At 71.9% G+C, this 21,400-nt stretch carries 18 protein-coding genes and 1 tRNA gene; 7 read left to right on the forward strand and 12 right to left on the reverse strand.

What is annotated here, in order from left to right; all coding sequences use genetic code 11:
* Positions 1-129 precede the first annotated feature (129 nt).
* Together ACFWWU_RS27370 and ACFWWU_RS27375 are read right to left on the reverse strand one after the other, a co-directional pair.
* Positions 130-828 (reverse strand): TetR/AcrR family transcriptional regulator, encoded by a 699-nt coding sequence (locus tag ACFWWU_RS27370; RefSeq protein WP_384148956.1) that lies wholly within the window; start codon positions 826-828, stop codon positions 130-132.
* Positions 828-1,811, reverse strand: a complete 984-nt coding sequence (locus ACFWWU_RS27375) for an acyl-CoA desaturase (RefSeq protein ID WP_384148760.1) — start codon at positions 1,809-1,811, stop codon at positions 828-830. The genes ACFWWU_RS27370 and ACFWWU_RS27375 overlap by 1 nt, the downstream gene beginning before the upstream one ends.
* 248 nt (positions 1,812-2,059) lie before the next feature.
* Between ACFWWU_RS27375 and ppc the strand changes: the two genes are divergently transcribed.
* Positions 2,060-4,789, forward strand: coding sequence for a phosphoenolpyruvate carboxylase (gene ppc, locus ACFWWU_RS27380; RefSeq protein ID WP_384148762.1), 2,730 nt, complete (start codon positions 2,060-2,062; stop codon positions 4,787-4,789).
* A gap of 75 nt (positions 4,790-4,864) precedes the next feature.
* On the opposite strand, the gene ACFWWU_RS27385 is transcribed toward ppc, so the two are convergent.
* The 7 genes from ACFWWU_RS27385 to ACFWWU_RS27415 form a co-directional block, all read right to left on the reverse strand.
* Entirely contained in the window at positions 4,865-5,692 is an 828-nt protein-coding gene (locus tag ACFWWU_RS27385; protein WP_384148764.1) for an LPXTG cell wall anchor domain-containing protein, read from the reverse strand.
* A gap of 123 nt (positions 5,693-5,815) precedes the next feature.
* Complete coding sequence (locus ACFWWU_RS27390) at positions 5,816-6,259, reverse strand: hypothetical protein (protein WP_384148766.1); 444 nt, start codon at positions 6,257-6,259, stop codon at positions 5,816-5,818.
* Between the two features lie 42 nt (positions 6,260-6,301).
* On the reverse strand, positions 6,302-6,898 hold the full coding sequence (gene pth / locus ACFWWU_RS27395) for an aminoacyl-tRNA hydrolase (protein ID WP_384148768.1): 597 nt from the start codon (positions 6,896-6,898) through the stop codon (positions 6,302-6,304).
* 118 nt (positions 6,899-7,016) lie between these two features.
* Complete coding sequence (locus ACFWWU_RS27400; protein WP_384148770.1) at positions 7,017-7,604, reverse strand: 50S ribosomal protein L25/general stress protein Ctc; 588 nt, start codon at positions 7,602-7,604, stop codon at positions 7,017-7,019.
* A gap of 315 nt (positions 7,605-7,919) precedes the next feature.
* Positions 7,920-8,894: a ribose-phosphate diphosphokinase gene (locus ACFWWU_RS27405; RefSeq protein WP_056649212.1), complete on the reverse strand. Its 975-nt coding sequence runs from the start codon at positions 8,892-8,894 to the stop codon at positions 7,920-7,922.
* A 120-nt stretch (positions 8,895-9,014) separates the two neighbouring features.
* Entirely contained in the window at positions 9,015-10,445 is a 1,431-nt protein-coding gene (gene glmU / locus ACFWWU_RS27410; protein WP_384148772.1) for a bifunctional UDP-N-acetylglucosamine diphosphorylase/glucosamine-1-phosphate N-acetyltransferase GlmU, read from the reverse strand.
* A gap of 163 nt (positions 10,446-10,608) precedes the next feature.
* Positions 10,609-10,680 (reverse strand) — tRNA-Gln (locus ACFWWU_RS27415).
* Positions 10,681-10,847: 167 nt separating this feature from the next.
* On the opposite strand from ACFWWU_RS27415, the gene ACFWWU_RS27420 reads away from it, so the two are divergent.
* On the forward strand, positions 10,848-12,167 hold the full coding sequence (locus ACFWWU_RS27420; protein WP_384148774.1) for a sensor histidine kinase: 1,320 nt from the start codon (positions 10,848-10,850) through the stop codon (positions 12,165-12,167).
* Between the two features lie 169 nt (positions 12,168-12,336).
* Here the strand turns inward: ACFWWU_RS27420 and ACFWWU_RS27425 are convergent, their stop codons facing one another.
* On the reverse strand, positions 12,337-12,831 hold the full coding sequence (locus ACFWWU_RS27425) for an SUKH-3 domain-containing protein (protein ID WP_384148776.1): 495 nt from the start codon (positions 12,829-12,831) through the stop codon (positions 12,337-12,339).
* A 10-nt stretch (positions 12,832-12,841) separates the two neighbouring features.
* On the reverse strand, positions 12,842-13,354 hold the full coding sequence (locus tag ACFWWU_RS27430; protein ID WP_384148778.1) for a YwqJ-related putative deaminase: 513 nt from the start codon (positions 13,352-13,354) through the stop codon (positions 12,842-12,844).
* 263 nt (positions 13,355-13,617) lie between these two features.
* Here ACFWWU_RS27430 and ACFWWU_RS27435 point away from each other — a divergent pair, with 263 nt between their 5' ends.
* The 3 genes from ACFWWU_RS27435 (at position 13,618) to ACFWWU_RS27445 (ending at position 18,173) form a co-directional block, all read left to right on the forward strand.
* Positions 13,618-14,616 carry an SMI1/KNR4 family protein gene (locus ACFWWU_RS27435; RefSeq protein ID WP_384148780.1) on the forward strand — a complete coding sequence of 333 codons (999 nt, stop codon included), beginning with the start codon at positions 13,618-13,620 and terminating at the stop codon, positions 14,614-14,616.
* 7 nt (positions 14,617-14,623) lie between these two features.
* Complete coding sequence (locus tag ACFWWU_RS27440; protein ID WP_384148782.1) at positions 14,624-17,098, forward strand: SUKH-4 family immunity protein; 2,475 nt, start codon at positions 14,624-14,626, stop codon at positions 17,096-17,098.
* A 148-nt stretch (positions 17,099-17,246) separates the two neighbouring features.
* Positions 17,247-18,173, forward strand: coding sequence for a cellulose-binding protein (locus tag ACFWWU_RS27445; protein ID WP_384148784.1), 927 nt, complete (start codon positions 17,247-17,249; stop codon positions 18,171-18,173).
* A gap of 52 nt (positions 18,174-18,225) precedes the next feature.
* On the opposite strand, the gene ACFWWU_RS27450 is transcribed toward ACFWWU_RS27445, so the two are convergent.
* Positions 18,226-18,609, reverse strand: a complete 384-nt coding sequence (locus tag ACFWWU_RS27450) for a VOC family protein (RefSeq protein ID WP_384148786.1) — start codon at positions 18,607-18,609, stop codon at positions 18,226-18,228.
* Between the two features lie 143 nt (positions 18,610-18,752).
* Here ACFWWU_RS27450 and ACFWWU_RS27455 point away from each other — a divergent pair, with 143 nt between their 5' ends.
* Together ACFWWU_RS27455 and ACFWWU_RS27460 are read left to right on the forward strand one after the other, a co-directional pair.
* Positions 18,753-19,025, forward strand: coding sequence for a VOC family protein (locus tag ACFWWU_RS27455; protein ID WP_384148788.1), 273 nt, complete (start codon positions 18,753-18,755; stop codon positions 19,023-19,025).
* Positions 19,026-19,091: 66 nt separating this feature from the next.
* Positions 19,092-21,377 carry an FG-GAP-like repeat-containing protein gene (locus ACFWWU_RS27460; protein WP_384148790.1) on the forward strand — a complete coding sequence of 762 codons (2,286 nt, stop codon included), beginning with the start codon at positions 19,092-19,094 and terminating at the stop codon, positions 21,375-21,377.
* Positions 21,378-21,400: the final 23 nt, after the last annotated feature.

Raw genomic sequence — 21,400 nt, forward strand, 5'->3', positions numbered from 1 at the left:
GAAGGTCGGAACACCCCCCCGGATGTTGAACGCGATTCTACCCACGGGGGCGCCCTACGCCAGAGCTTTACTCAGGGAAACTGCCGGAATCGAACTGTCCGGTTCAGTTCTTGCGGTCGGTTGTTCCGGTCAGTTCTTGCGATGCCCTATCAACCGCGGCTTCTGCTCCAGACCGTCGAGCCCGTGCCACGCCAGGTTCACCAGGTGCGCCGCGACCTCCGCCTTGTCCGGCTTGCGTACGTCCAGCCACCACTGGCCCGTGAGCGCCACGCTGCCCACCAGCGCCTGCGCGTACAGCGGGGCCAGCTTCGGGTCGAAGCCGCGGTTCTTGAACTCCATCCCGAGGATGTCCTCGACCTGCGTGGCGATGTCGCTGATCAGCGAGGCGAACGTGCCCGTCGACTGCGCCACCGGCGAATCCCGCACCAGGATCCGGAAGCCGTCCGTGTAGTTCTCGATGTAGTCGAGCAGCGCGAACGCCGCCTGCTCCAGGAGCTCCCGCGGGTGGCCCGCGGTCAGCGCCCCCGTCACCCCTTCCAGGAGCTGCCGCATCTCCCGGTCGACGACGACCGCGTACAGCCCCTCCTTGCCGCCGAAGTGCTCGTACACCACCGGCTTGGAGACCCCGGCCTTCGCCGCGATCTCCTCCACCGACGTGCCCTCGAAGCCCTTCTCGGCGAACAGCGTGCGGCCGATGTCGAGGAGCTGTTCCCGGCGCTCCGCGCCCGTCATCCTCACCCGGCGGCCACGCGGGGGCTTCCGCTCGCCGCCGTCGCTGCCGGTACTGCCGGTACCACTGGAACTGCCGTCGATCGCCACGTCTTCCATCATGCCGCTTCTGTGGACGGGTTCTGCCGCCGGGCTTCGATGCGCTCCTTCGCCGGCCAGCGCACGTCCGACGCCCACCCCGCCAGCTCGAACCAGCGGATCAGCCGCGCGCTGGAGTCGACCTGGCCGCGCAGCACCCCGTGCCGGGCCGAGGTCGGGTCCGCGTGGTGCAGGTTGTGCCAGGACTCGCCGCAGGACAGCACCGCCAGCCACCACACGTTCCCCGAGCGGTCACGCGACTTGAAGGGACGCTTGCCCACCGCGTGGCAGATCGAGTTGATCGACCAGGTCACGTGGTGCAGCAGCGCCACCCGGACCAGCGAGCCCCAGAAGAACGCGGTGAACGCGCCCCACCACGACATCGTGACCAGACCGCCCACCAACGGCGGAATCGCCAGGGACAGGATCGTCCAGGAGAGGAAGTGGCGGGAGATCGCGCGGAGCGCCGGGTCCTTGATCAGATCGGGCGCGTACTTGTGCTGCGGAGTCCGCTCCTCGTCGAACATCCAGCCGATGTGCGCCCACCACAGGCCCTTCATCAGCGCCGGGACCGTCTCCCCGAAACGCCACGGCGAATGCGGGTCGCCCTCCGCGTCCGAGAACTTGTGGTGCTTGCGGTGGTCCGCCACCCAGCGCACCAGCGGACCCTCCACGGCCAGCGACCCCATGATCGCGAGCGCGATCCGCAGCGGCCGCTTCGCCTTGAAGGAACCGTGCGTGAAGTAACGGTGGAAACCGATCGTGATCCCGTGGCAGCCGATGTAGTACATCGCCACCATCAGACCGACATCCAGCCAGCTCACCCCCCAGCCCCAGGCCAGCGGCACGGCCGCGAGCAGGGCCACGAACGGCACCGTGATGAACAGCGCCAGGGTGATCTGCTCGACCGAACCCTTGGAATCACCGCCCAACGTGGCGGAGGGCAGGGCCGTGGTGCCTTCGGGCGTCTCGGACGCCGAGGTCACCTCGCGGCTTGTGGTCATGGGTGTCCCCTGGGGATGAGGGTGAGGGTGGAAGGTCAACGAGGAAGCGGAAACCTGCGCCGTGGCTACGCCTCCGTAACCTACGGCGTCGTAAGTATGGCAGCGCCGTGACGCGCGGCAAGAGGGCACGAGAGGGGCGTTGCCCACGCCGCCTCGGCGGACACCTATCCTGGGTGCGTCGGACAGCGCGGTCCGCAAGCCTCCAGTACCCCTCCAGACGTGCTCAAACACTGCAAGGAGCCGCACCTGTGAGCAGTGCCGACCAGACCCCCACCGCCAGCGCCGAGCTGCGCGCCGACATCCGCCGACTGGGCGATCTGCTGGGCGAGACCCTCGTCCGGCAGGAGGGCCACGAGCTCCTCGACCTCGTCGAGCGGGTCCGCAGCCTCACCCGCGAGAACGGCGAGGCAGCCGCCGAGCTGCTGCGTGGCGTCGAACTGGAGACCGCCGCCAAGCTGGTGCGCGCCTTCTCCACCTACTTCCACCTGGCGAACGTCACCGAGCAGGTCCACCGCGGTCGCGAGATGCGCGAGAAGCGCGCCGCCGAGGGCGGCCTCCTCGCCCGCACCGCCGACATGCTCAAGGACGGCGACCCCGAGCACGTCCGCGAGACGGTCAAGAACCTCAACGTGCGGCCGGTCTTCACCGCGCACCCCACCGAGGCCGCCCGCCGCTCCGTCCTCAACAAGCTGCGCCGGATCGCCGCCCTCCTGGAGACCCCGGTCATCGAGGCCGACCGGCGCCGCCACGACCTGCGCCTCGCCGAGAACATCGACCTCATCTGGCAGACCGACGAGCTCCGGGTCGTCCGGCCCGAGCCCGCCGACGAGGCCCGCAACGCCATCTACTACCTCGACGAGCTGCACGCCAACGCCGTCGGCGACGTCCTGGAGGACCTCGCCGCCGAGCTGGAGCGCGTCGGCGTCGAGCTGCCCGCCGGTACGCGCCCGCTGACCTTCGGCACCTGGATCGGCGGCGACCGCGACGGCAACCCCAACGTCACCCCGCAGGTGACCTGGGACGTCCTGATCCTCCAGCACGAGCACGGGATCACCGACGCCCTCGAACTCGTCGACTACCTGCGCGGACTCCTCTCCAACTCCATCCGCTACACCGGAGCCACCCAGGAACTCCTGGACTCCCTCCAGCGCGACCTGGAGCTCCTCCCGGAGATCAGCCCCCGCTACAAGCGCCTCAACGCCGAGGAGCCGTACCGGCTCAAGGCCACCTGCATCCGGCAGAAGCTCGTCAACACCCGCGAGCGCCTCGCCTCCGGCACCCCGCACCAGGACGGCCGCGACTACCTCGGCACCGCCGAGCTGATCCACGACCTCACCCTGGTGCAGACGTCGCTGCGCGAGCACCGCGGCGGCCTCTTCGCCGACGGCCGGATGGACCGCACCATCCGCACCCTCTCGGCCTTCGGCCTCCAGCTCGCCACCATGGACGTCCGCGAGCACGCCGACGCGCACCACCACGCCCTCGGCCAGCTCTTCGACCGCCTCGGCGAGGAGTCCTGGCGGTACACGGACATGCCGCGCGACTACCGGCAGAAGCTGCTCGCCAAGGAGCTGCGCTCGCGCCGCCCGCTCGCCCCGACCCCGGCCCCGCTGGACGCCGCCGGCGAGAAGACCCTCGGCGTCTTCCACACCATCAAGCAGGCCTTCGAGCGCTTCGGCCCCGAGGTCATCGAGTCGTACATCATCTCGATGTGCCAGGGCGCCGACGACGTCTTCGCCGCGGCCGTCCTCGCCCGCGAGGCCGGTCTGATCGACCTGCACGCCGGCTGGGCCAAGATCGGCATCGTGCCGCTCCTGGAGACCACCGACGAGCTCAAGGCCGCCGACGTCATCCTCAACGACATGCTGGCCGACCCCTCCTACCGGCGTCTCGTCTCGCTCCGCGGCGACGTCCAGGAGGTCATGCTCGGCTACTCGGACTCCTCCAAGTTCGGCGGCATCACCACCTCCCAGTGGGAGATCCACCGCGCCCAGCGCAGGCTCCGCGACGTCGCCCACCGCTACGGCGTACGGCTCCGCCTCTTCCACGGCCGCGGCGGCACCGTCGGCCGCGGCGGCGGCCCCTCGCACACCGCGATCCTCGCGCAGCCCTGGGGCACCCTGGAGGGCGAGATCAAGGTGACCGAGCAGGGCGAGGTCATCTCCGACAAGTACCTGATCCCGTCCCTCGCGAGGGAGAACCTGGAGCTGACGGTCGCCGCCACCCTCCAGGCCTCCGCCCTCCACACCTCCCCGCGCCAGTCCGACGAGGCCCTCGCCCGCTGGGACGCGGCCATGGACACCGTCTCGGAGGCCGCCCACACCGCGTACCGCAAGCTGGTCGAGGACCCGGACCTGCCCGCGTACTTCTTCGCGGCCACCCCGGTCGACCAGCTCGCTGACCTCCACCTGGGCTCCCGCCCGTCGCGCCGCCCCGACTCGGGTGCCGGTCTCGACGGACTGCGCGCCATCCCGTGGGTCTTCGGCTGGACGCAGTCCCGGCAGATCGTCCCCGGCTGGTTCGGCGTCGGCTCGGGCCTCAAGGCCCTCCGCGAGGCCGGTCTCGACGAGGTCCTCGGCGAGATGTACGGGAGCTGGCACTTCTTCCGCAACTTCCTCGCCAACGTCGAGATGACACTCGCGAAGACCGACCTGCGGATCGCCCGTCACTACGTCGACACCCTCGTCCCCGACGAGCTGAAGCACGTCTTCGAGGCCATCGAGGCCGAGCACGCGCTGACGGTCGCCGAGGTCCTCAAGATCACCGGCGGCGAGACGCTGCTCGACTCCAACCCGGTCCTCCAGCAGACCTTCGCCATCCGCGACGCCTACCTGGACCCGATCTCCTACCTCCAGGTCGCCCTCCTCGCCCGCCAGCGCGCGGCCGCCGAGCGCGGCGAGGACCCGGACCCGCTGCTCGCACGGGCCCTGCTCCTCACGGTGAACGGTGTCGCGGCGGGCCTGCGCAACACCGGCTGACGCCTGCCGTACGCACGACGGTGCCCCCGCCGGAATCCTCGGACTCCGACGGGGGCACCGTCATGACGGGGTACGTCAGTGCTGCTGCGCCTTGCGGCGGCGGCTCACCAGGAACGCGCCGGCACCCGCGAGGGCCACGGCCACGGCGGCGAGGACGCCGACGGGGGCGCTGGAGCCCGTCTCGGCGAGGTCGCCCTCGCCCTTGGTGTCGGTGCCGTCGGTGCCACCGGTACCGGCGGTCTCGCCGGCCGGGGCGGTGGCCGACGGGGACTCGGTGCCACCCGGGGTCTCGCTCGGCGCCGGGGTCTCACCGGGGGCGGTGGTCTCGGTGCCGGGCGTCGAGGTCTCGGTGCCCGGGGTCGTGGTCTCCGTGCCCGGGGTCGTGGTCTCGGTGCCGGGGGTGGTGGTCTCCGTGCCCGGGGTCGTGGTCTCCGTGCCGGGGGTGGTCTCCTCGGGGACCGGACGCGTGGTCTCGGTGACCGGGGTGGCCGGGCAGGTGTGGGAGAGGTTGAACCAGCCCTGCTTGACCGTGCCGTCGACCTCGGCCGAGGCGGCGACGAGCTTGGCGCCCGGCTCGGACACGGCGTAGGCGTGCTTGTCGCTCGGCGGGCCGAAGACCGTGATGGTCTGCTCGCCGCCGGGCTCGAACTCGACCGTCAGCTTGGTGAAGACGGCGGAGTCGCCCTTGCCGCTGCCCGGGAGCACGAAGTGCCAGCCGTCCTTGCCCGCCGGGACGGTCGGGCAGTCGCCCTTCTCGAACTCTCCGGCGGTCAGCGGGAGGTCCTCCACCTGGTGCAGCGGAAGCGGCTTGGGGCCCTCCGACGCGAACGCGGCCGGAGCCAGGACGAGGGAAGCGGTCGCGGCCGCGACGAGCGCGCCGGAGGAAATGAGGGTACGTCGCATGTGCAGTCGTCCGTCTCGAAGATGAGGATGCCGTGGGGGATGGCGGACGCAGACTATCCGTCGCTTTAAGTCGGCCTTAACCCAGAGGCCCATAACGATCGCGCCATGAAGCGGCGAATCCGGTCAGAGCGTCAGAAACGCCGCCACCAGCAGGGCTCCGCCCGCTCCCGCGAGCGACCACGCCGTCCGGGTCATCCGCAGCCCGCCGCCGACCACCGGCGCCGCGAGCAGCAGCGCGCCGCCCAGCGGCAGCCACGCGTGCAGACCGCCGCCCCAGCCCGTCCGTACGCCCTCGTCCGTGCCCGGCTTCACCACCACCGGGATCGTCACGCCCTTCTCCGCCGCGACCGAGGCCTCGATCGTCAGCGTCCGCCGCGTCGACGACGGGTCCTCGGCGGCGTACGTACCACTGCACGTCTCCTCCGTGCAGCCGGTCACCGTCAGCGTCCCGTGCTCTCGGCCCTTGGCGAGCAGGACGTGCTGGGCGGCATCCCACGACGCCCACGCACCCCCGACGACGAGGAGCAGGGCGACCAGGGCCATGGCGGCGTTACGGACGTGCGTCATGACCCGCGATCGTACAGTCGTACGTTCCCGGGGCCAGGAGTCCTACGAGTTGTACGCGGACTGCGCCCGCTCCAGGCCCTCCGCCACCAGGCACTCCACCGAGTCCGCCGCCCGGTCCACGAACCAGTCGAGGTCCTTGCGCTCCGTCGACGAGAAGTCCTTCAGGACGAAGTCCGCGACCTGCATCCGGCCCGGCGGACGCCCGATCCCGCACCGCACCCGGTGGTACTCGGGACCCATCGCCTTCGTCATCGACTTCAGGCCGTTGTGCCCGTTGTCACCGCCGCCGATCTTCAGCCGCAACACCCCGTAGTCGATGTCCAGCTCGTCGTGGATCGCCACGATGTGTGCCGTCGGCACCTTGTAGAAGTCGCGCAACGCCGTCACCGGACCGCCCGACAGGTTCATGTACGACATCGGCTTCGCGAGGATCACCCGCCGGCTCGAAGGCCCGGGGGGACCCATCCGGCCCTCGACGACCTGCGCCTGGGCCTTCTGCGCCCGCTTGAACGAACCGCGGATCCGCTCGGCCAACAGGTCCACGGCCATGAAACCGATGTTGTGGCGGTTGGCCGCGTACTCGGGCCCCGGGTTGCCGAGGCCGACGATCAGCCAGGGGGCGTTGGCGTCGTCCGTCATTGCGTCAGGTCTCCTCGTGAGCGTGGGCGTGGGCGTGGGCGTGAGCGTGCGGGAACAGAGAAACGGGGTGACAGGCCGTACGGCCCGTCACCCCGTCACGTCAGGCAGAGCCTACGGCTCAGGCCTCGGCGCCCGCGGTGGCCTCGCCCTCGGCCGACGGCTCCTCGGCCTGCGCGGACAGGACCTGGAGGACGACGGCGTCGGCGTCCGTCACCAGGACGGAACCCTTCGGGAGGGGGATGTCCTTCGCGAGGACGGAGGCACCGGCCTCCAGGCCCTCCACGGAGACCGTGACGGCCTCGGGAAGGTGGGTGGCCTCGGCCTCGATGGAGAGGGTGCCGAGCACGTGCTCGAGCAGGTTGCCACCGGCGGCGAGCTCGCCCTCGGTGTGGACCGGGATCTCGACGGTGACCTTCTCGCCGCTCCGCACGAGGATCAGGTCGACGTGGACCAGGAAGCCCTTGATGGCGTCACGCTGGACGGCCTTCGGGATCGCCAGCTGGGTCTTGCCGTCGACCTCGAGGGACAGCAGGACGTTCGGCGTACGCAGCGCGAGCGCCAGGTCGTGGGCCGGGAGCGTCACGTGCGCCGACTCCGAGCCGTGGCCGTAGACGACGGCGGGAACCCGGCCGTCGCGGCGGACCGCACGGGCGGCACCCTTGCCGAACTCGGTACGGACGGCAGCGGCGAGCTTGATCTCGGACATGGTGCGCTCCTCGTAGGAAGGTGACGAAAAGAGTGGTCACCCGGCCACGACTGGCGATGGCCTGCTACGAAGAGCGCGTCGATAACGGACCGCCGTGACCCTGTACATCCGTACGGGTACGGCCTCCCTCGCCGAGCAACTACGGCAGTCTACCCGCCGCCACCGGGCCGCCCAAATGGATCAGCCGAGACCCCGCCGACCTGCGCTTCCCCGGACCCCGTCGGCCCGCCGCGCCGCAGGGCACGATCTCAGGGCATGAGGAAGGGCCGCTCCCCCAATAGAGGGAAGCGGCCCTTCCTGGGTACTCCTGGTGACTCAGTGCTCCTCGAAGAGGCTCGTCACGGAGCCGTCCTCGAACACCTCGCGCACGGCGCGCGCGATGGTCGGCGCGATCGACAGGACCGTGATCTTGTCGAGCTCAAGGGCGCCCGGAACCGGCAGCGTGTCCGTGAAGACGAACTCGCTGACCTTGGAGTTCTTCAGACGGTCGGCGGCCGGGCCCGACAGGATGCCGTGCGTGGCCGTCACGATGACGTCCTCGGCCCCGTGCGCGAACAGGGCGTCCGCGGCGGCGCAGATCGTGCCACCGGTGTCGACCATGTCGTCCACCAGGACACAGACGCGGCCCTTCACGTCACCGACGACCTCGTGGACGGTGACCTGGTTGGCGACGTCCTTGTCGCGGCGCTTGTGCACGATCGCCAGCGGGGCGTCGAGGCGGTCGCACCAGCGGTCGGCGACACGCACGCGGCCGGCGTCCGGGGAGACGATCGTCAGCTTGGCGCGGTCGACCTTCGCACCGACGTAGTCCGCGAGGACCGGCAGCGCCGACAGGTGGTCCACCGGGCCGTCGAAGAAGCCCTGGATCTGGTCGGTGTGCAGGTCCACGGTCAGGATGCGGTCCGCACCGGCCGTCTCCAGCAGGTCCGCGACCAGACGGGCCGAGATCGGCTCACGGCCGCGGTGCTTCTTGTCCTGACGGGCGTAGCCGTACGACGGGATGATCACGGTGATGCTGCGGGCCGAGGCCCGCTTCAGCGCATCGACCATGATCAGCTGCTCCATGATCCACTTGTTGATCGGAGCCGTGTGGCTCTGGATCAGGAAGCAGTCCGCGCCGCGGGCCGACTCCTGGAAGCGGACGTAGATCTCACCGTTGGCGAAGTCGAACGCCTTGGTGGGAACGAGACCGACGCCCAGCTGGTGCGCGACCTCCTCGGCCAGCTCGGGGTGGGCGCGGCCGGAGAAGAGCATCAGCTTCTTCTCGCCGGTCGTCTTGATCCCGGTCACAGCACTGTCTCCTCAGACGTGTTCTCTGGCCGCGATCCGCGCCCTGCGAGCGCGTGTGCGAACCAGCCGAATTTGTGTGCACGTATCACGGTACGCCGAGTTCGACGCACCCGTTTCCGGTCAGCTTTCGCTTGTGGAGTCCTCCGACGCGACCTGAGCGGCCTGCGCGGCAGCGCTTCCGGGCCGCTTCCGGGCCACCCAACCCTCGATATTCCGCTGCTGGCCCCGGGCCACGGCCAGTGCACCGGCCGGGACGTCCTTCGTGATGACGGACCCGGCGGCGGTGTAGGCGCCGTCCCCGATGGTGACGGGAGCCACAAACATGTTGTCCGAGCCGGTCTTGCAGTGGGAGCCGACCGTGGTGTGGTGCTTGGCCTCGCCGTCGTAGTTCACGAAGACGCTCGCGGCGCCGATGTTCGTGTACTCGCCGATGGTCGCGTCGCCCACGTACGACAGGTGGGGGACCTTCGTGCCCTCGCCGATCGTCGCGTTCTTCATCTCGACGTACGTGCCGGCCTTGGCCTTCGCGCCGAGGTTCGTGCCCGGACGGAGGTACGCGTACGGCCCCACGGAGGCGCCCTCGCCGACGACGGCGGTGTCGGAGACGGTGTTGTCCACCCGGGCGCCCTTGCCGACCCGCGTGTCCTTGAGCCGGCTGTTCGGGCCGACCACGGCGTCCTCGGCGATGTGCGTGGCGCCGAGCAGCTGCGTACCGGGCAGGATGACGGCGTCGGCCTCGAAGGTCACGGTCACGTCGATGAACACGGAGGCGGGGTCGACGACGGTGACGCCGCCCATCATGGCCCGTTCGAGCAGCCGCTGGTTCAGCAGGGCGCGGGCCTCGGCGAGCTGCACGCGGTTGTTGATCCCGAGGATCTCGCGGTGGTCACCGGCGACCGAGGCGCCGACGCGGTGGCCGGCCTCGCGCAGGATCGACAGCACGTCGGTGAGGTACTCCTCGCCCTGGCTGTTGTCCGTCCTGACCTGACCGAGCGCCTCGGCCAGCAGCTTCCCGTCGAACGCGAAGACGCCGGAGTTGATCTCGCGGATGGCGAGCTGCTCGGCGGAGGAGTCCTTGTGCTCGACGATCGCGGTGACGGCGCCGGCGGCGTCCCGCACGATCCGCCCGTAGCCGGTGGAGTCCGGTACCTCGGCGGTCAGCACGGTCACGGCGTTGCCGTCGGCGGCGTGCGTGCCGGCCAGGGCCTTCAGGGTCTCGCCGGAGAGCAGCGGGGTGTCGCCGCAGACGACCACGACGGTCCCGTCGGGCGCCGTCCCCAGCTCCTCCAGGGCCATGCGCACGGCGTGCCCCGTGCCGTTCTGCTCCTCCTGCACGGCGGTCCGGGTCCCGGCGTAGTGCGCCTCCAGGTGCCCCTTCACCTGTTCACGGGCGTGCCCGACGACCACGACGAGGTGCTCGGGCTCCAGCTCGCGGGCGGCGGACACGACATGCCCGACGAGCGAACGTCCGGCGATCTCGTGCAGGACCTTGGGGGTCTTCGACTTCATGCGGGTGCCCTCACCCGCTGCGAGGACGACGACGGCTGCCAAGGGGGCCCCCCCTGTTCGAGCGAAGCCGAGAACTTGGGGGAGGTTGGCGCTCACGGGAATGCCCTTCGGCTTTGGGTGGTGGACGCACGAAGGATACCGGGGGGCCGGGGTCCGGACATGAGCGCGGGTCCTGACCTTGATGGTCAGGACCCGGGTGAAGAAGCTCCCCCGCCAGGACTCGAACCCGGACATAAGGCACCAAAAGCCTCAGTGCTGCCAATTACACCACAGGGGATAGTGTATGGGGCCAAAACGGACAGACCGTCAGTCGTGTGCCCCGGCGGCATCCACTATGCCGTACCAGGCGCCTTCCACGCGACGGTATAGCTCCGCGCTCCTCATGACGTGGATGACCAGGCATCCCCGCTCGGTGAGGTGCGGCGCGCCCGTAGGGTGGAGGGCATGACCGTGACGGGGGCAGATCGGGACGCTGTGGGCGTTCGTTCGGGGAGTTGGTGGTGGGGGAGACGGCGGAGCGTCGCTCTTGATGTGGGGCTCGCCCTCCTGTCCGCGCTGGAGTGCGGACTTCAGGGGATCGGGTTCGCCGAGAGGGCCGGGCTGCCCGTGCCCGTGGGGGTGCTGTTCGGGCTGATCGTCGGCGCGACGCTGCTCGTGCGGCGGCGGTGGCCCATCGCCGTCGTGCTGGTGTCGATGGCCGTCACGCCCGCCGAGATGGGCTATCTGATGGGGATCGTCGGGCTGTACACGCTCGCCGCCTCCGAGGTGCCGCGTCGGATCACCGCCGTACTGGCCTCGATGTCGACCGTCGCCGTGTTCGTGGTGACGTTCGTTCGGATGCGGCAGGACATCGCCCAGGCCGACGTGGGGCAGCCCGACATCGATCCGAGCGGCTGGTACGTGCCCGTCGTGTCGCTCTTCATGACCCTCGGGCTCAACGCGCCGCCGGTGCTCTTCGGCCTCTACATAGGGGCCCGCCGCCGGCTCATGGAGAGTCTGCGCGAGCGGGCCGACAGCCTGGAGCAGGAGCTGTCGCTCCTCGCGGACCGGGCCGAGCAGCGGGCGCAGTGGGCGCGGCAGGAGGAGCGGACGCGGATCGCCCGGGAGATGCACGACGTGGTCGCGCACCGGGTGTCGCTGATGGTGGTGCACGCGGCCGCGCTCCAGGCGGTGGCCCTGAAGGATCCGCAGAAGGCCGTGCGGAACGCCGCCCTGGTCGGTGACATGGGGCGGCAGGCGTTGACGGAGTTGCGGGAGATGTTGGGGGTTCTGCGGGAGGAGGCCGTGCCCGCCGTTCCGGCCGTGGTGCCGTTGGCCGCCGTGGGGCGTGCCGCTGCCGCCGCCGCGGAGGCCGCCGCGGGCGACGGTCCGCGCCTCGACGTCCTGGAGGCGCTGTGCGAGCAGTCGCGGCTCGCGGGGACGGTCGTGGAGCTCGTGGTGCTGGGGGAGGCGCGCGCGTATCCGCCGGAGGTGGAGCGTACGGCGTACCGGGTGGTGCAGGAGGCGCTGACCAACGTCCACAAGCACGCGGCGGGCGCCGAGGTCGTGGTGCGGCTCGCGCACCGGGAGGCCGAGGTCGCGATGCAGGTGGAGAACGGGCCCTGTCCGTCGGACACGGGGGTCGCCGACGCGCAGCTGCCGAGCGGGGGGAACGGGCTCGTCGGCATGCGGGAGCGGGTCTCGCGGCTCGGTGGCGTGTTCGTGGCGGGTGCGACGGACGCGGGCGGGTTCAAGGTGTCGGCGGTGCTGCCGACGGGGGAGTAGAGGGTCTACTGCCCCGTCGTCGGGACCTGTCGTCGGGATCCGCCGTCGGGACCCGCCGTCAGGACTCCCGTAGTCGGGACCTGTCGTCAGGACTTCCGTCGTCAGGACCCGCCGTCAGACTTCCGTCGTCGGGACCCGTCGTCAGGACTCCCGCCGTCGGGACCCGCCGTCAGGACCCCGTCGTCAGGCGGTTCGGCTGTACGCCGTTGATCAGCGTCGACAGGGCCGCGTCGATGTCCTTGCCGAGGTACCAGTCGCCCGCGTGGTCGAGGCTGTAGACCCGCCCCTCGACGTCCATCGCCAGGACGGCCTGGTGCTCGCCCTCCTCCCCGAGCGGGGCGAGCTCGCTCTCCAGGGCGCGCCCCAGGTCGGCGAGGGTGCGCGCGAGGTGGAGTCCGGCGAGCGGGTCGAAGCGGACGGTCGTGGGCGCTATCTGCCGCCCGTGGCCGGGTGAGGTGATCCGCAGGCCGCCGAATTCGGCCCAGGCCTCGACGGCGGCGGGGAAGACGCTGTGCCGGTGGCCGGCGGGGGAGACGTGGGCGCGCAGGGCGTCGGCCCACTCCTCGGCGAGCTTGATGTCCCAGCGGCCGGGCTGCCAGCCGGCCTCGCGGAGGGCGGCGTCGACGTTGACCGGGAAGCGTGTGGTGCTGAGGTGGTCGGGCATGGGTGTGCGGTCAGCCGTTCTCGACAGGTGTCGTGGGGTCGACGGTGCGGACACCGAAGTGGGCGAGCATTGCCGTACAGGAGCGGCAGGGTGCCGCGTAGCTGCCGTGGAGCGGGTCGCCGTCCTCCCGGATGCGCCGGGCGGTGAGCTTGGCGTGTTTGAGGGACCGGCGGGCCTCGCCGGGGGTGAGGGGCTTGCGCTGGGCGCGCTTGGAGCGGCCGTTCTCGGTGGCGGTGAGGTGCCGGGAGAGCAGGATCGCCTCGGGGCAGCGCCCGGTGAAGCGTTCCCGCTGGTTGCCGGTGAGGGTGTCCAGGAAGTCCTGGACGAGGGCGTGCAGGAGGGGCGGGCGGTCGCCGCGGCCCGCGGTGCACGTGAGGGTCTCGCCGCGTACGGAGAGGGCGGCCCCGACGGTGGGAAGGATGCCGTCGCGGCGGTGACGCAGTAAGGGCGCGCGTGTGGCTTCGGCGCTGCTGCTCCAGTTGAGGCGTGGGTCACCCTGTGTGGGCGTCGTTGCTGTGTGCATGGTGCTCGTCTTCCCCTCCTGCAATCCCCCGAGTTGCGTGCACAGCCTGCCAAATAGGGAGCCATATGGGGAAGCTGGTGGCGCGAACGGTGGGGCCGGTGTGTCGGAATCATGGTGCAACTGTCATGACGTCGTGACACTTGGTCACCGCCGGGCGGGGGCCGTTCGGGCTCTTGTGGCAGCGCATAGGCTGTGCCAGATCAGTCGGTAGCAGCAGTAGCAGCTAGCAGCAGTCAGCGACGCCAGTGCAGGGGGCAACCGCCATGACGACAGGTCGGCTCGGGCAGGACACCGCGCCACCGAACGCGGCCTATGCCGGGCAGGTCGTGCATTTTCCGGACCCGGTCCGCGCCGCCCGTCACCCCAGAGGGGTACGGATCGACGAGCACGGCCACCCGGACTTCTCGCCGTACGCGCGTGCGGCGGCGGAGATCGCCGATCCTCCGGAGGGCTTCGGCGTCGACGAGCTGCGTCTCACGGACTACGTGTCGGCGAACGCGGCGATGGCGGCGACCGGTCATGAGCTGTGGGACACGATCCCGTCGGTGGCGACCCCGCACGGCTGGACCTGGCACCACGTGGCGCGCAGTCGCCGGATGGAACTGGTGCCGGTCGAGGTGAAGGCGCTGCTGCGGCACCACGGTGGGGTGGCGACGGCCGCCGTCGATCACGCGAAGCGCGGCACGCGGCCGCTCCAGGAGACCCGGCCCGCGCACTTCGGCCTGCCGAAGGCGCTCGTGTCGGTGTCGGAGTCGCAGCTCCAGGGCGTCGAGGAGGACCTCGGTTACCGGCTGCCCGGCGCGTACCGCTCGTTCCTGAAGGCGGCGGGCGGGTGCGCGCCGGTGGGCGCGGCGCTCGACGCGGAGCTGGGGGTCCTGGTCGACCAGCCGTTCTTCACGGTGCGGGAGCAGGCGGGGGTCAACGACCTCGTCTACGTCAACAAGTGTCTGCGTGACCATCTGACCAAGGACTATCTGGGCGTCGCCTTCGTCCAGGGCGGTCTGGTCGCGGTGAAGGTGCGGGGCGAGGCGATCGGCTCGGTGTGGTTCTGCGCGTACGACGACGCACGGGACTCCGGGCCGGAGGCGGGCGGCTGGTCGGTGGCCGAGCGGGTGGAGCGGCTGCTGCTGCCCTGCGGCGAGGACTTCGACGTGTTCCTCCAGCGTCTCGCCGGCAATCCGCCGGAGCTGGAGACGGTGGCGAACCTGATGGTGGACGGTGGCTTCGCGCGCGCCGTGCCCGTGGTCCCGGTAGGGGAGTGAGCTGGCTGTGGTGACGTTCGCGCAGGCGCAGGAGCGCGCCGAGGAATGGATCAACGGCGACCTGCCGGCGTACCAGCACCGTGAGGTGCGGGTGCGGGAGTTCGAACTGGGCTTCGTGGTGTGGTCGGAGGACCGTCAGGGCGGCCCGGTCTCGGACGGCGGCCGGCAGCGGCTGGTGATCGCCCGGGACAGCGGCGAGGCCACGCTGTGGCCGGGGCTGCCGGTGGGCGAGGTGATCCGGCGGTACGAGGAGGAGTACGGGTCGCAGGAGGAGGCGGCCGCTCCGGCGGCGCCGCAGGCGGCCCGGATCGATCTGAACCAGACGTCGTTCCTGTTGAGCCCGCCGGAGTGGCTCCAGGACGCGGCGGACCGGATCGGGCTGCCGCAGAGGCCGAACGCGTCGCAGGAGGGCGGGAGCTCGTCCACGCCGGTGGACGACGCGTCGGACGCGAGGTCGGACGTTTCGGTGTCGGTGGCGTCGTCGGCTGGTGTGGGGGCGGATGAGCCGGTGGCTCCGGCCGCGGCTGCTCCGGTGGCTCCGGCTGCTCCTCCCGCGCCTGCTCCCGTACCCAGTCCCGCACCTGCACCCGCGCCCGTATCCACGCCAACACCCACCCCCACCCCCGCCCCGACTCCCGCTCCCGCGGCGAGTCCCTGGGCGGACGCGAACGCGAGTTCCGGTGGTGCGGACGGGGCGGTGCCGTTGCCCGCGACCGTGTTCGCGCCGCCGCTGTCGGGGACGGACGACGAGGACACGCCGCCCCCGTTGGTGGGTGCCGACGCGCCGACCGCCCTGATGAAGGGGGGCAGCGCGCTGCCCCCGACCGCGGTGGCCCCGCGCCTCGACCCGTCGGCGCCGCCGCCGTCGGCTCCGTTGGTGCCTCCTGTCCAGCCCGCGCCTCCCGGTCCTCCGGTACAGGCCGCCGGGCCCGGTATGACGCCGCCTCCGCCGCCGCCCGCGCCCCGGGCGCCGGGTGCCGGGGACATCGCGGACGCCGCGACGAGCAAGGCCGCGCTGCCGCCGAAGAGCGGGCGCGGTCCGGCGGCGCCGCCTCCGCCGCCGGGTGCGCCGGGTGTGCCCGGCGGGTCGAGCGGGGGCGCCCCCGCGTACGTACCGACGCAGCTGGTGTCGCAGCTCGGGCCCGAGGGGCTCCAGCCGCCGCAGCCCGCCCCGCCGGGTCCGCCCGGTGCGCCGGCCCCTCCCGGTCCTCCCGGTCCGCCGACCCCGCCGCAGCCCGTGCACCAGGCGGCGACGATGCTGGCGCACCCGGGTCAGAGTGGTCCGGGCGCGCCTCCGCCGCCCCCGCCGCCGCCGGGTGTGCCCGGTGGTACGCCCGCGGGTGGCGTGGCGCACGCCGCGACGATGCTGGCGCACCCCGGTCCTGGCGGCCCATCGGTGCCGCCGCCTCCGGGGCCGCCGGCTCCGCCGCCGCCGGTGCACGGCGGGCACGCGCCGCCGCCCGGCCCCGGGCCCGTACCGCCCGCGTACGGCTATCCGCAGGCCGCGGGTCAGCCGACGGTCGGCCCCGGCTACCAGGCGGTGCTGCGCTACCGGGCGCCCGACGGTTCCGAGGCGCAGATCATCCGGCGTTCGGCGCCGGGCACCCCGCACCCGGAGTGGCAGATCCTGCACGAGCTGCGGGCGATGAACGTGCCGCCGCAGCAGGTGCTCGAACTGCACACGGAGCTGGAGTCCTGTGAGCTGCCGGGTGGTTACTGCGCGCGGATGATCCGGGAGACGTGGCCGCAGGCGCGGATCACGAGCATCGCCCCGTACGGTCGCGACCACGCGGGCCGTCAGCAGGGCATGCGGCAACTCCTCACCCATCAGGGCGAGTTGCATCAGGTCGCGGACGGTCCGGCGCGTCCGGCGCCGGTGCGGGCGCCGCTGCCGCAGGTGCAGCCGGCGCCGCCGGTCCCGCCGGAGGCGATCGCGCAGGAGCTGGCCGGGGCGTTCGGTCCGGGCATCCTCCGCTTCGACCAGCACGCGGTGTCGCGTCAGGGTGTGCCGGAGATCGTGGCGCGGACGCTGATGTGGGCGGGGCTGCCGGCGGACTTCGGTCCGTTCTTCTGGGCGCAGCCCGCCGTGCCGGTGGTGCCGACGCTCGCGGAGCTGGCGGCGCAGCGGCAGGTGCAGCCGGCGCCGGACGCGAGCTCGTACCTGGTGCTGGGTTCGGACTTCGGGCGGGCGATCTGCGTCCAGTACGGGACCGCGCACATCGTGGCGGTCCCGGTGGAGGCCGGTCCGGGCGGGCAGTCGGTGCCGCCGCAGTTCGTGAACACCGGGCTGCCGGAGTTCACGCGCTCGATGGCGCTGCTCGGCCGCATGTGGCGGCTGCGTTTCGGGCTCAACCCGGAGCAGGCGGGCCGCTGGACGCTCGACTTCCAGGCGCAGTTGGCGATGCTGGATCCGGCGGCGCTGTCGTCGCCGGAGAACTGGTGGTCCGTGCTGCTTGAGCAGATGTGGGACGGCCTCCTTTAGGCCCTTCTGCAGGCTCTTCTGTAGGCACAGTTGGACAGAATGTGACGAAAGGCGCTCGACGTGTATCCACGTTGGGCGTCTTTTGTCCGTTCTGATGGCGCATCCTGGACGTTCGGGCCGTTGGGGTCACAGGGAAGGGGCGTCAGGGATGAATTTCGCTGTCGGACGGGGGCGCGGATACCGCCCCGAGCAGGTCGACCGCCACCTCGCGGCGCTCTCCGAGGAGCGCGACGGGGCGTGGGAGCGGGCGGCGCGGCTCACCGTCCTCGCGAAAGACATGGAGGCGGAGGCGGTACGGCTGCGCGAGGCCGTCGAGGCGCTCGCGCCGCAGCGGTACGAGGCGCTGAGCGACCGGGCCCGGAAGATCCTGGAGATGGCCGAGCAGGAGGACGAGACGCTCGTCCGTGCCGCGGAGGCCGAGGCGCAGTCGCTCGCGGAGGCGGCCGAGGCGGCGGGCCGGGAGGCGGAGGAGTCGGCCCGGGCGTACGCGGAGGGCGTCCGGACGGCGGCCGAGTCGGCGGCCCGCGCGACCCTGACGGCCGCGCGCGAGCGGGCCGAGGAGCTGGCGACGGACGCCGGCCGCGAGGCGGAGGAGAAGCGGTCCGCGGCGCGGGAGGTCTTCGAGGAGACCGAGCACCGGGCGGCGGAGCTCCTCGCGGAGCAGCGGGCCGAGCAGACGGCGCTACGGGACGAGGCCGAGCGTACGGCGGAGGGCAAGGCGGCCGACCTGCACGCGCGCCACGAGGAGCTGGTGGCCCGCGCGGAGGAGCGGCTCGCGGAGGCGCAGCGCGCCCTGGCGGAGACCGAGGAGCAGGCCCGGCACGGCCAGGAGGACGCGGAGGCGCGGGCGGAGGAGATCCTCGCGGAGGCCCGGATGAAGGGGGAGCGGGCCGAGCGCGAGACCGAGCGGGTGCTGCGGGAGCACGACGAGGCGCGGGACGAGATCCACGGGCACATGGAGCACATCCGCAACTCGCTGGCGGCGCTAACGGGGCGGGTGGCATCGCCGGCGGCGGAGACCCCGGAGTCCCCGAAGTCCCCTGAGAGCGAGCAGGGCGAGCAGGGCGCCCCCTAAGGGTCGTGGGCCCGGAGGCTTAGGCCGCGCGGAAGCCTCCGGCACCCGACCCTCAGTCCAGGCAGAACTCGTTGCCCTCCGGGTCGGCCATCGCGATCATTCCCTCGTCCACGCCATCGGCGTCGAGCCGGTACAGCCGCTTCGCGCCCAGTTTCTCCAGCCTGGTGCACTCCTCCTCCAGCACGGCCATCCGCGCGTCCCCGGTCAGGCCGGGTGCCGCGCGCACGTCCAGGTGCAGACGGTTCTTCACCGTCTTGCCCTCCGGGACCTTCTGGAAGTAGATCCGCGGTCCCTTGCCGTCCGGATCCGTGATGGCGGCCCGGAGGTTCGGCTCCTCGGGCGGCGGCGGGAGTCGGTAGCCCAGCGCCTGAGCCCAGAACGTCGCCTGTGCGCCCGGATCGGCACAGTCGTACGTCACCTGGAATTCCTTGGCCATGCTGCCTCCGACTGCTCGAATCCGCTCACGTCCCCGCCCCGGTCACCTCCCGGAACGCGCCGCCATCCTCGCACCGCCCCCGGGCGGGCCGCTCGTCTATTTCGGCTGGCAGGGGCGTCAGTTGACGGACCAGCCTCTTCGCCATGCAGATGAAGCTGAAGGCGGTCACGCTCGACTGCGCCGACCCCCTGGCCCTCGCCGAGTTCTACAGCCGAGCCACGGGGCTCCCGCTCCACGAGGGTTCGGACGGCGACTTCGCGGGTCTCCTCGGCGAGGGCGAGGGCGAGGGCGGTCTGTACGTCGGTTTCCAGCGGATCGACACGTACCGGGCTCCCACCTGGCCCGACGGGATCGTTCCCCAGCAGAGCCACCTCTGCGTCTCGGTTCCGAAGGCACGGCGGGCAGGGGACTCGTAGTCGCACGCGAACACGAGCGGAGTCCGAGCATCCGATAACCTCCCTCCACCCAGGGGAGGGAGAATCTTGAACTACTCACGTGTGCCCGGCCGTCGTCGCCGAGGCCACAGACTCACCGCCGCCGCCATTACCGTCGTCCTCGCCGCCACGGGCGGCACGCTCACCACGCTCCCGACGGCGGTCGCGGCGCCCGTCGCCACGCAGGAGGACCAGCAGACGACCGTGCGGTTCCCGCGTAACGCGGACGTCGTCGGCGCGGGACCGAGCGGCTTCCTGTCGAAGACGCGGGGGACCACGCCCGAGTACCGCTGGACCTGGTACGCGGATGGGTCGTCGGTCGTCATGCCCGGCGCCGCCGCCGTCGGCGGCGGCTCGGACCTCGTCGTCACCGGCGACCGGACCTACCTGACGGGGAGTCGCGTCCTCAAGCTCCACGACATGTCGACGCCCGCGTCGGCGGCGGGCGACCCGGTCGTGGTGGACCTCGACAAGCTCGGCACCGGATACAGCCTCGCCGGGGTCTTCGGTTCCACCCTCGCCGTCCTGGTGCCGACCGGGGAGGGCAGCGTCCAGACGCGCCTCTTCGCCTTCGAGGCCGGCAAGCTGACCGACCGGCCGATCGCCGGGCTGCCCGAGGACTGCGTCCCCAGCATGGAAGGCGGCTACACCGCCGGCGCCGCGGTCTTCGACTGCCGGGAGCGTGCCGACAGGGCGGAGACCAAGGTGGTCGTCGACCTGACCACGGCGACCGCGGGGTTCTCGGAGGCCCAGTACGCCGGGATCGCGTCCCCATGGCAGAACGCGATCTCCGACACGTACGCGGTGTGGCGGGAGTACGACGGGACCGACGAGTGGTTCGGTGTGCACCTGCGCGGCACGTCCGAGCGGCACCTGATCGCGGCGAGCGGTGACTCGTACGACGCGCTCCACCTCGTCGGCAGCTGGACGGTCCAAGGCCAGCGGGTCCACATCGACGGCACCTCCAACCCCAACGGCGCGTCCGAGCGCCAGGCGCGACCTTTTGACGCCGTGTCCGTCGAGACGGGTGAGAAGGTCCGGCTCCTCACCGCCCACTCGTCCGCCGTCCCCGGCCCCGGCGGCACCCTCCTGGTGCGCGGCGGCACCCCCGAGCACGGGGAGGGCCTCTACCGGATCTCGCCGCGCGCCGACGGCGGCAAGCCGGTCGTCGAGCTGGTCGCCTCGACCGGTCAGGCCACCGTCGTCGCCCTCGCCGGTTCCGTCACCCCGAAGACGCTCACCGGCGACCAGGTCGCGCGAGGGGTCGACTTCAGCTGGGACCTGTCCCGGTCGGACAGCCGGGTGGGGCTGACCCTGACCCACGTGCGCACCCGGGAGACGCTGTACTACGGGTGGAGCGTCCCGTACGGCGTCACCGCCGGGACGCCGCGCCGGTTCACCTGGCGCTGGGACGGCAAGGACCTGGAGAGCCCGAACGGGGGGCGTCCCGCCCGCAACGGCGAGTACGCGTGGGAACTCACCGCCCGCCCGGACGAGGGCATCGGCCCCGAGCTGGTCACCACCGGCCGGTTCACCGTGACCCGGCCCGCGGCCCCGCACGACTACGACGACGACGGCACGGCCGACGTCCTCGCCCGGGACACCGACGGTGCGCTGTGGCGCTTCGGCACGCGGCCCACCGCCCCGGGTGGTTCCCTGACGGACACCGGCGGTTCGCGGGTCGGCGGCGGCTGGCAGGCCTACGACCGGATCGAAACCGCCGGGAACATCGCGGGCACGACCGCGCCCGACGTCGTCGCCCGGGACCGCGCCGGTGTCCTCTGGCTCTACCGGGGCACGGGGGACCGGTACGCGCCCCTCTCCGGCCGGACGCGGGTCGGCGGCGGCTGGCAGACGTACGACCGGATCGCGGCCGGCAGCGACGTCACCGGCGACGGCAGGCCCGACCTCCTCGCCACCGACAAGGCCGGTGTGCTGTGGCTCCACCCCGGTACCGGGAACACCACCACCCCCTTCTCCGCCCGCAAGCGGATCGGCGGCGGCTGGGGCGTCTACAACGAGGTCGCCGCCGTCGGGAACCTCGCCGGAGGCCCCGCCGGTGACCTCCTCGCCCGCGACCGCTCCGGCGTCCTCTGGCTGTACCTCGGCAAGGGCGACGGCACCTTCGCCGCCCGCACCCGGATCGGCGGCGGCTGGGGCGGCTTCACCGACCTCGTCGGCGTCGGGGACGCCGACGGCGACGGGCACGCCGACCTCCTGGGCTCGGTCGGCGGAGCCACCTTCTACGCCGGTACGGGGAACTGGAAGGCGCCCCTCAAGCCCGGCGTGAGGACCGATGTCGCGAGCGGGGTGGCGGGCGACATCGTCTTCTAGCGCCGTATCGAGCGACGTTGGCT

The sequence above is a fragment of the Streptomyces sp. NPDC058650 genome (assembly GCF_042717315.1).
GTDB lineage: Bacteria > Actinomycetota > Actinomycetes > Streptomycetales > Streptomycetaceae > Streptomyces.

What these genes read in the sequence shown, in the direction of transcription:
- ACFWWU_RS27370 (WP_384148956.1), bottom strand. Translation starts at nt 828, where the DNA reads ATGGAAGACGTGGCGATCGACGGCAGTTCCAGTGGTACCGGCAGTACC.
- ACFWWU_RS27375 (WP_384148760.1), bottom strand. Translation starts at nt 1,811, where the DNA reads ATGACCACAAGCCGCGAGGTGACCTCGGCGTCCGAGACGCCCGAAGGC.
- ACFWWU_RS27385 (WP_384148764.1), bottom strand. Translation starts at nt 5,692, where the DNA reads ATGCGACGTACCCTCATTTCCTCCGGCGCGCTCGTCGCGGCCGCGACC.
- ACFWWU_RS27390 (WP_384148766.1), bottom strand. Translation starts at nt 6,259, where the DNA reads ATGACGCACGTCCGTAACGCCGCCATGGCCCTGGTCGCCCTGCTCCTC.
- pth (WP_384148768.1), bottom strand. Translation starts at nt 6,898, where the DNA reads ATGACGGACGACGCCAACGCCCCCTGGCTGATCGTCGGCCTCGGCAAC.
- ACFWWU_RS27400 (WP_384148770.1), bottom strand. Translation starts at nt 7,604, where the DNA reads ATGTCCGAGATCAAGCTCGCCGCTGCCGTCCGTACCGAGTTCGGCAAG.
- ACFWWU_RS27420 (WP_384148774.1), top strand. Translation starts at nt 10,848, where the DNA reads ATGACCGTGACGGGGGCAGATCGGGACGCTGTGGGCGTTCGTTCGGGG.
- ACFWWU_RS27425 (WP_384148776.1), bottom strand. Translation starts at nt 12,831, where the DNA reads ATGCCCGACCACCTCAGCACCACACGCTTCCCGGTCAACGTCGACGCC.
- ACFWWU_RS27430 (WP_384148778.1), bottom strand. Translation starts at nt 13,354, where the DNA reads ATGCACACAGCAACGACGCCCACACAGGGTGACCCACGCCTCAACTGG.
- ACFWWU_RS27435 (WP_384148780.1), top strand. Translation starts at nt 13,618, where the DNA reads ATGACGACAGGTCGGCTCGGGCAGGACACCGCGCCACCGAACGCGGCC.
- ACFWWU_RS27445 (WP_384148784.1), top strand. Translation starts at nt 17,247, where the DNA reads ATGAATTTCGCTGTCGGACGGGGGCGCGGATACCGCCCCGAGCAGGTC.
- ACFWWU_RS27450 (WP_384148786.1), bottom strand. Translation starts at nt 18,609, where the DNA reads ATGGCCAAGGAATTCCAGGTGACGTACGACTGTGCCGATCCGGGCGCA.
- ACFWWU_RS27455 (WP_384148788.1), top strand. Translation starts at nt 18,753, where the DNA reads ATGCAGATGAAGCTGAAGGCGGTCACGCTCGACTGCGCCGACCCCCTG.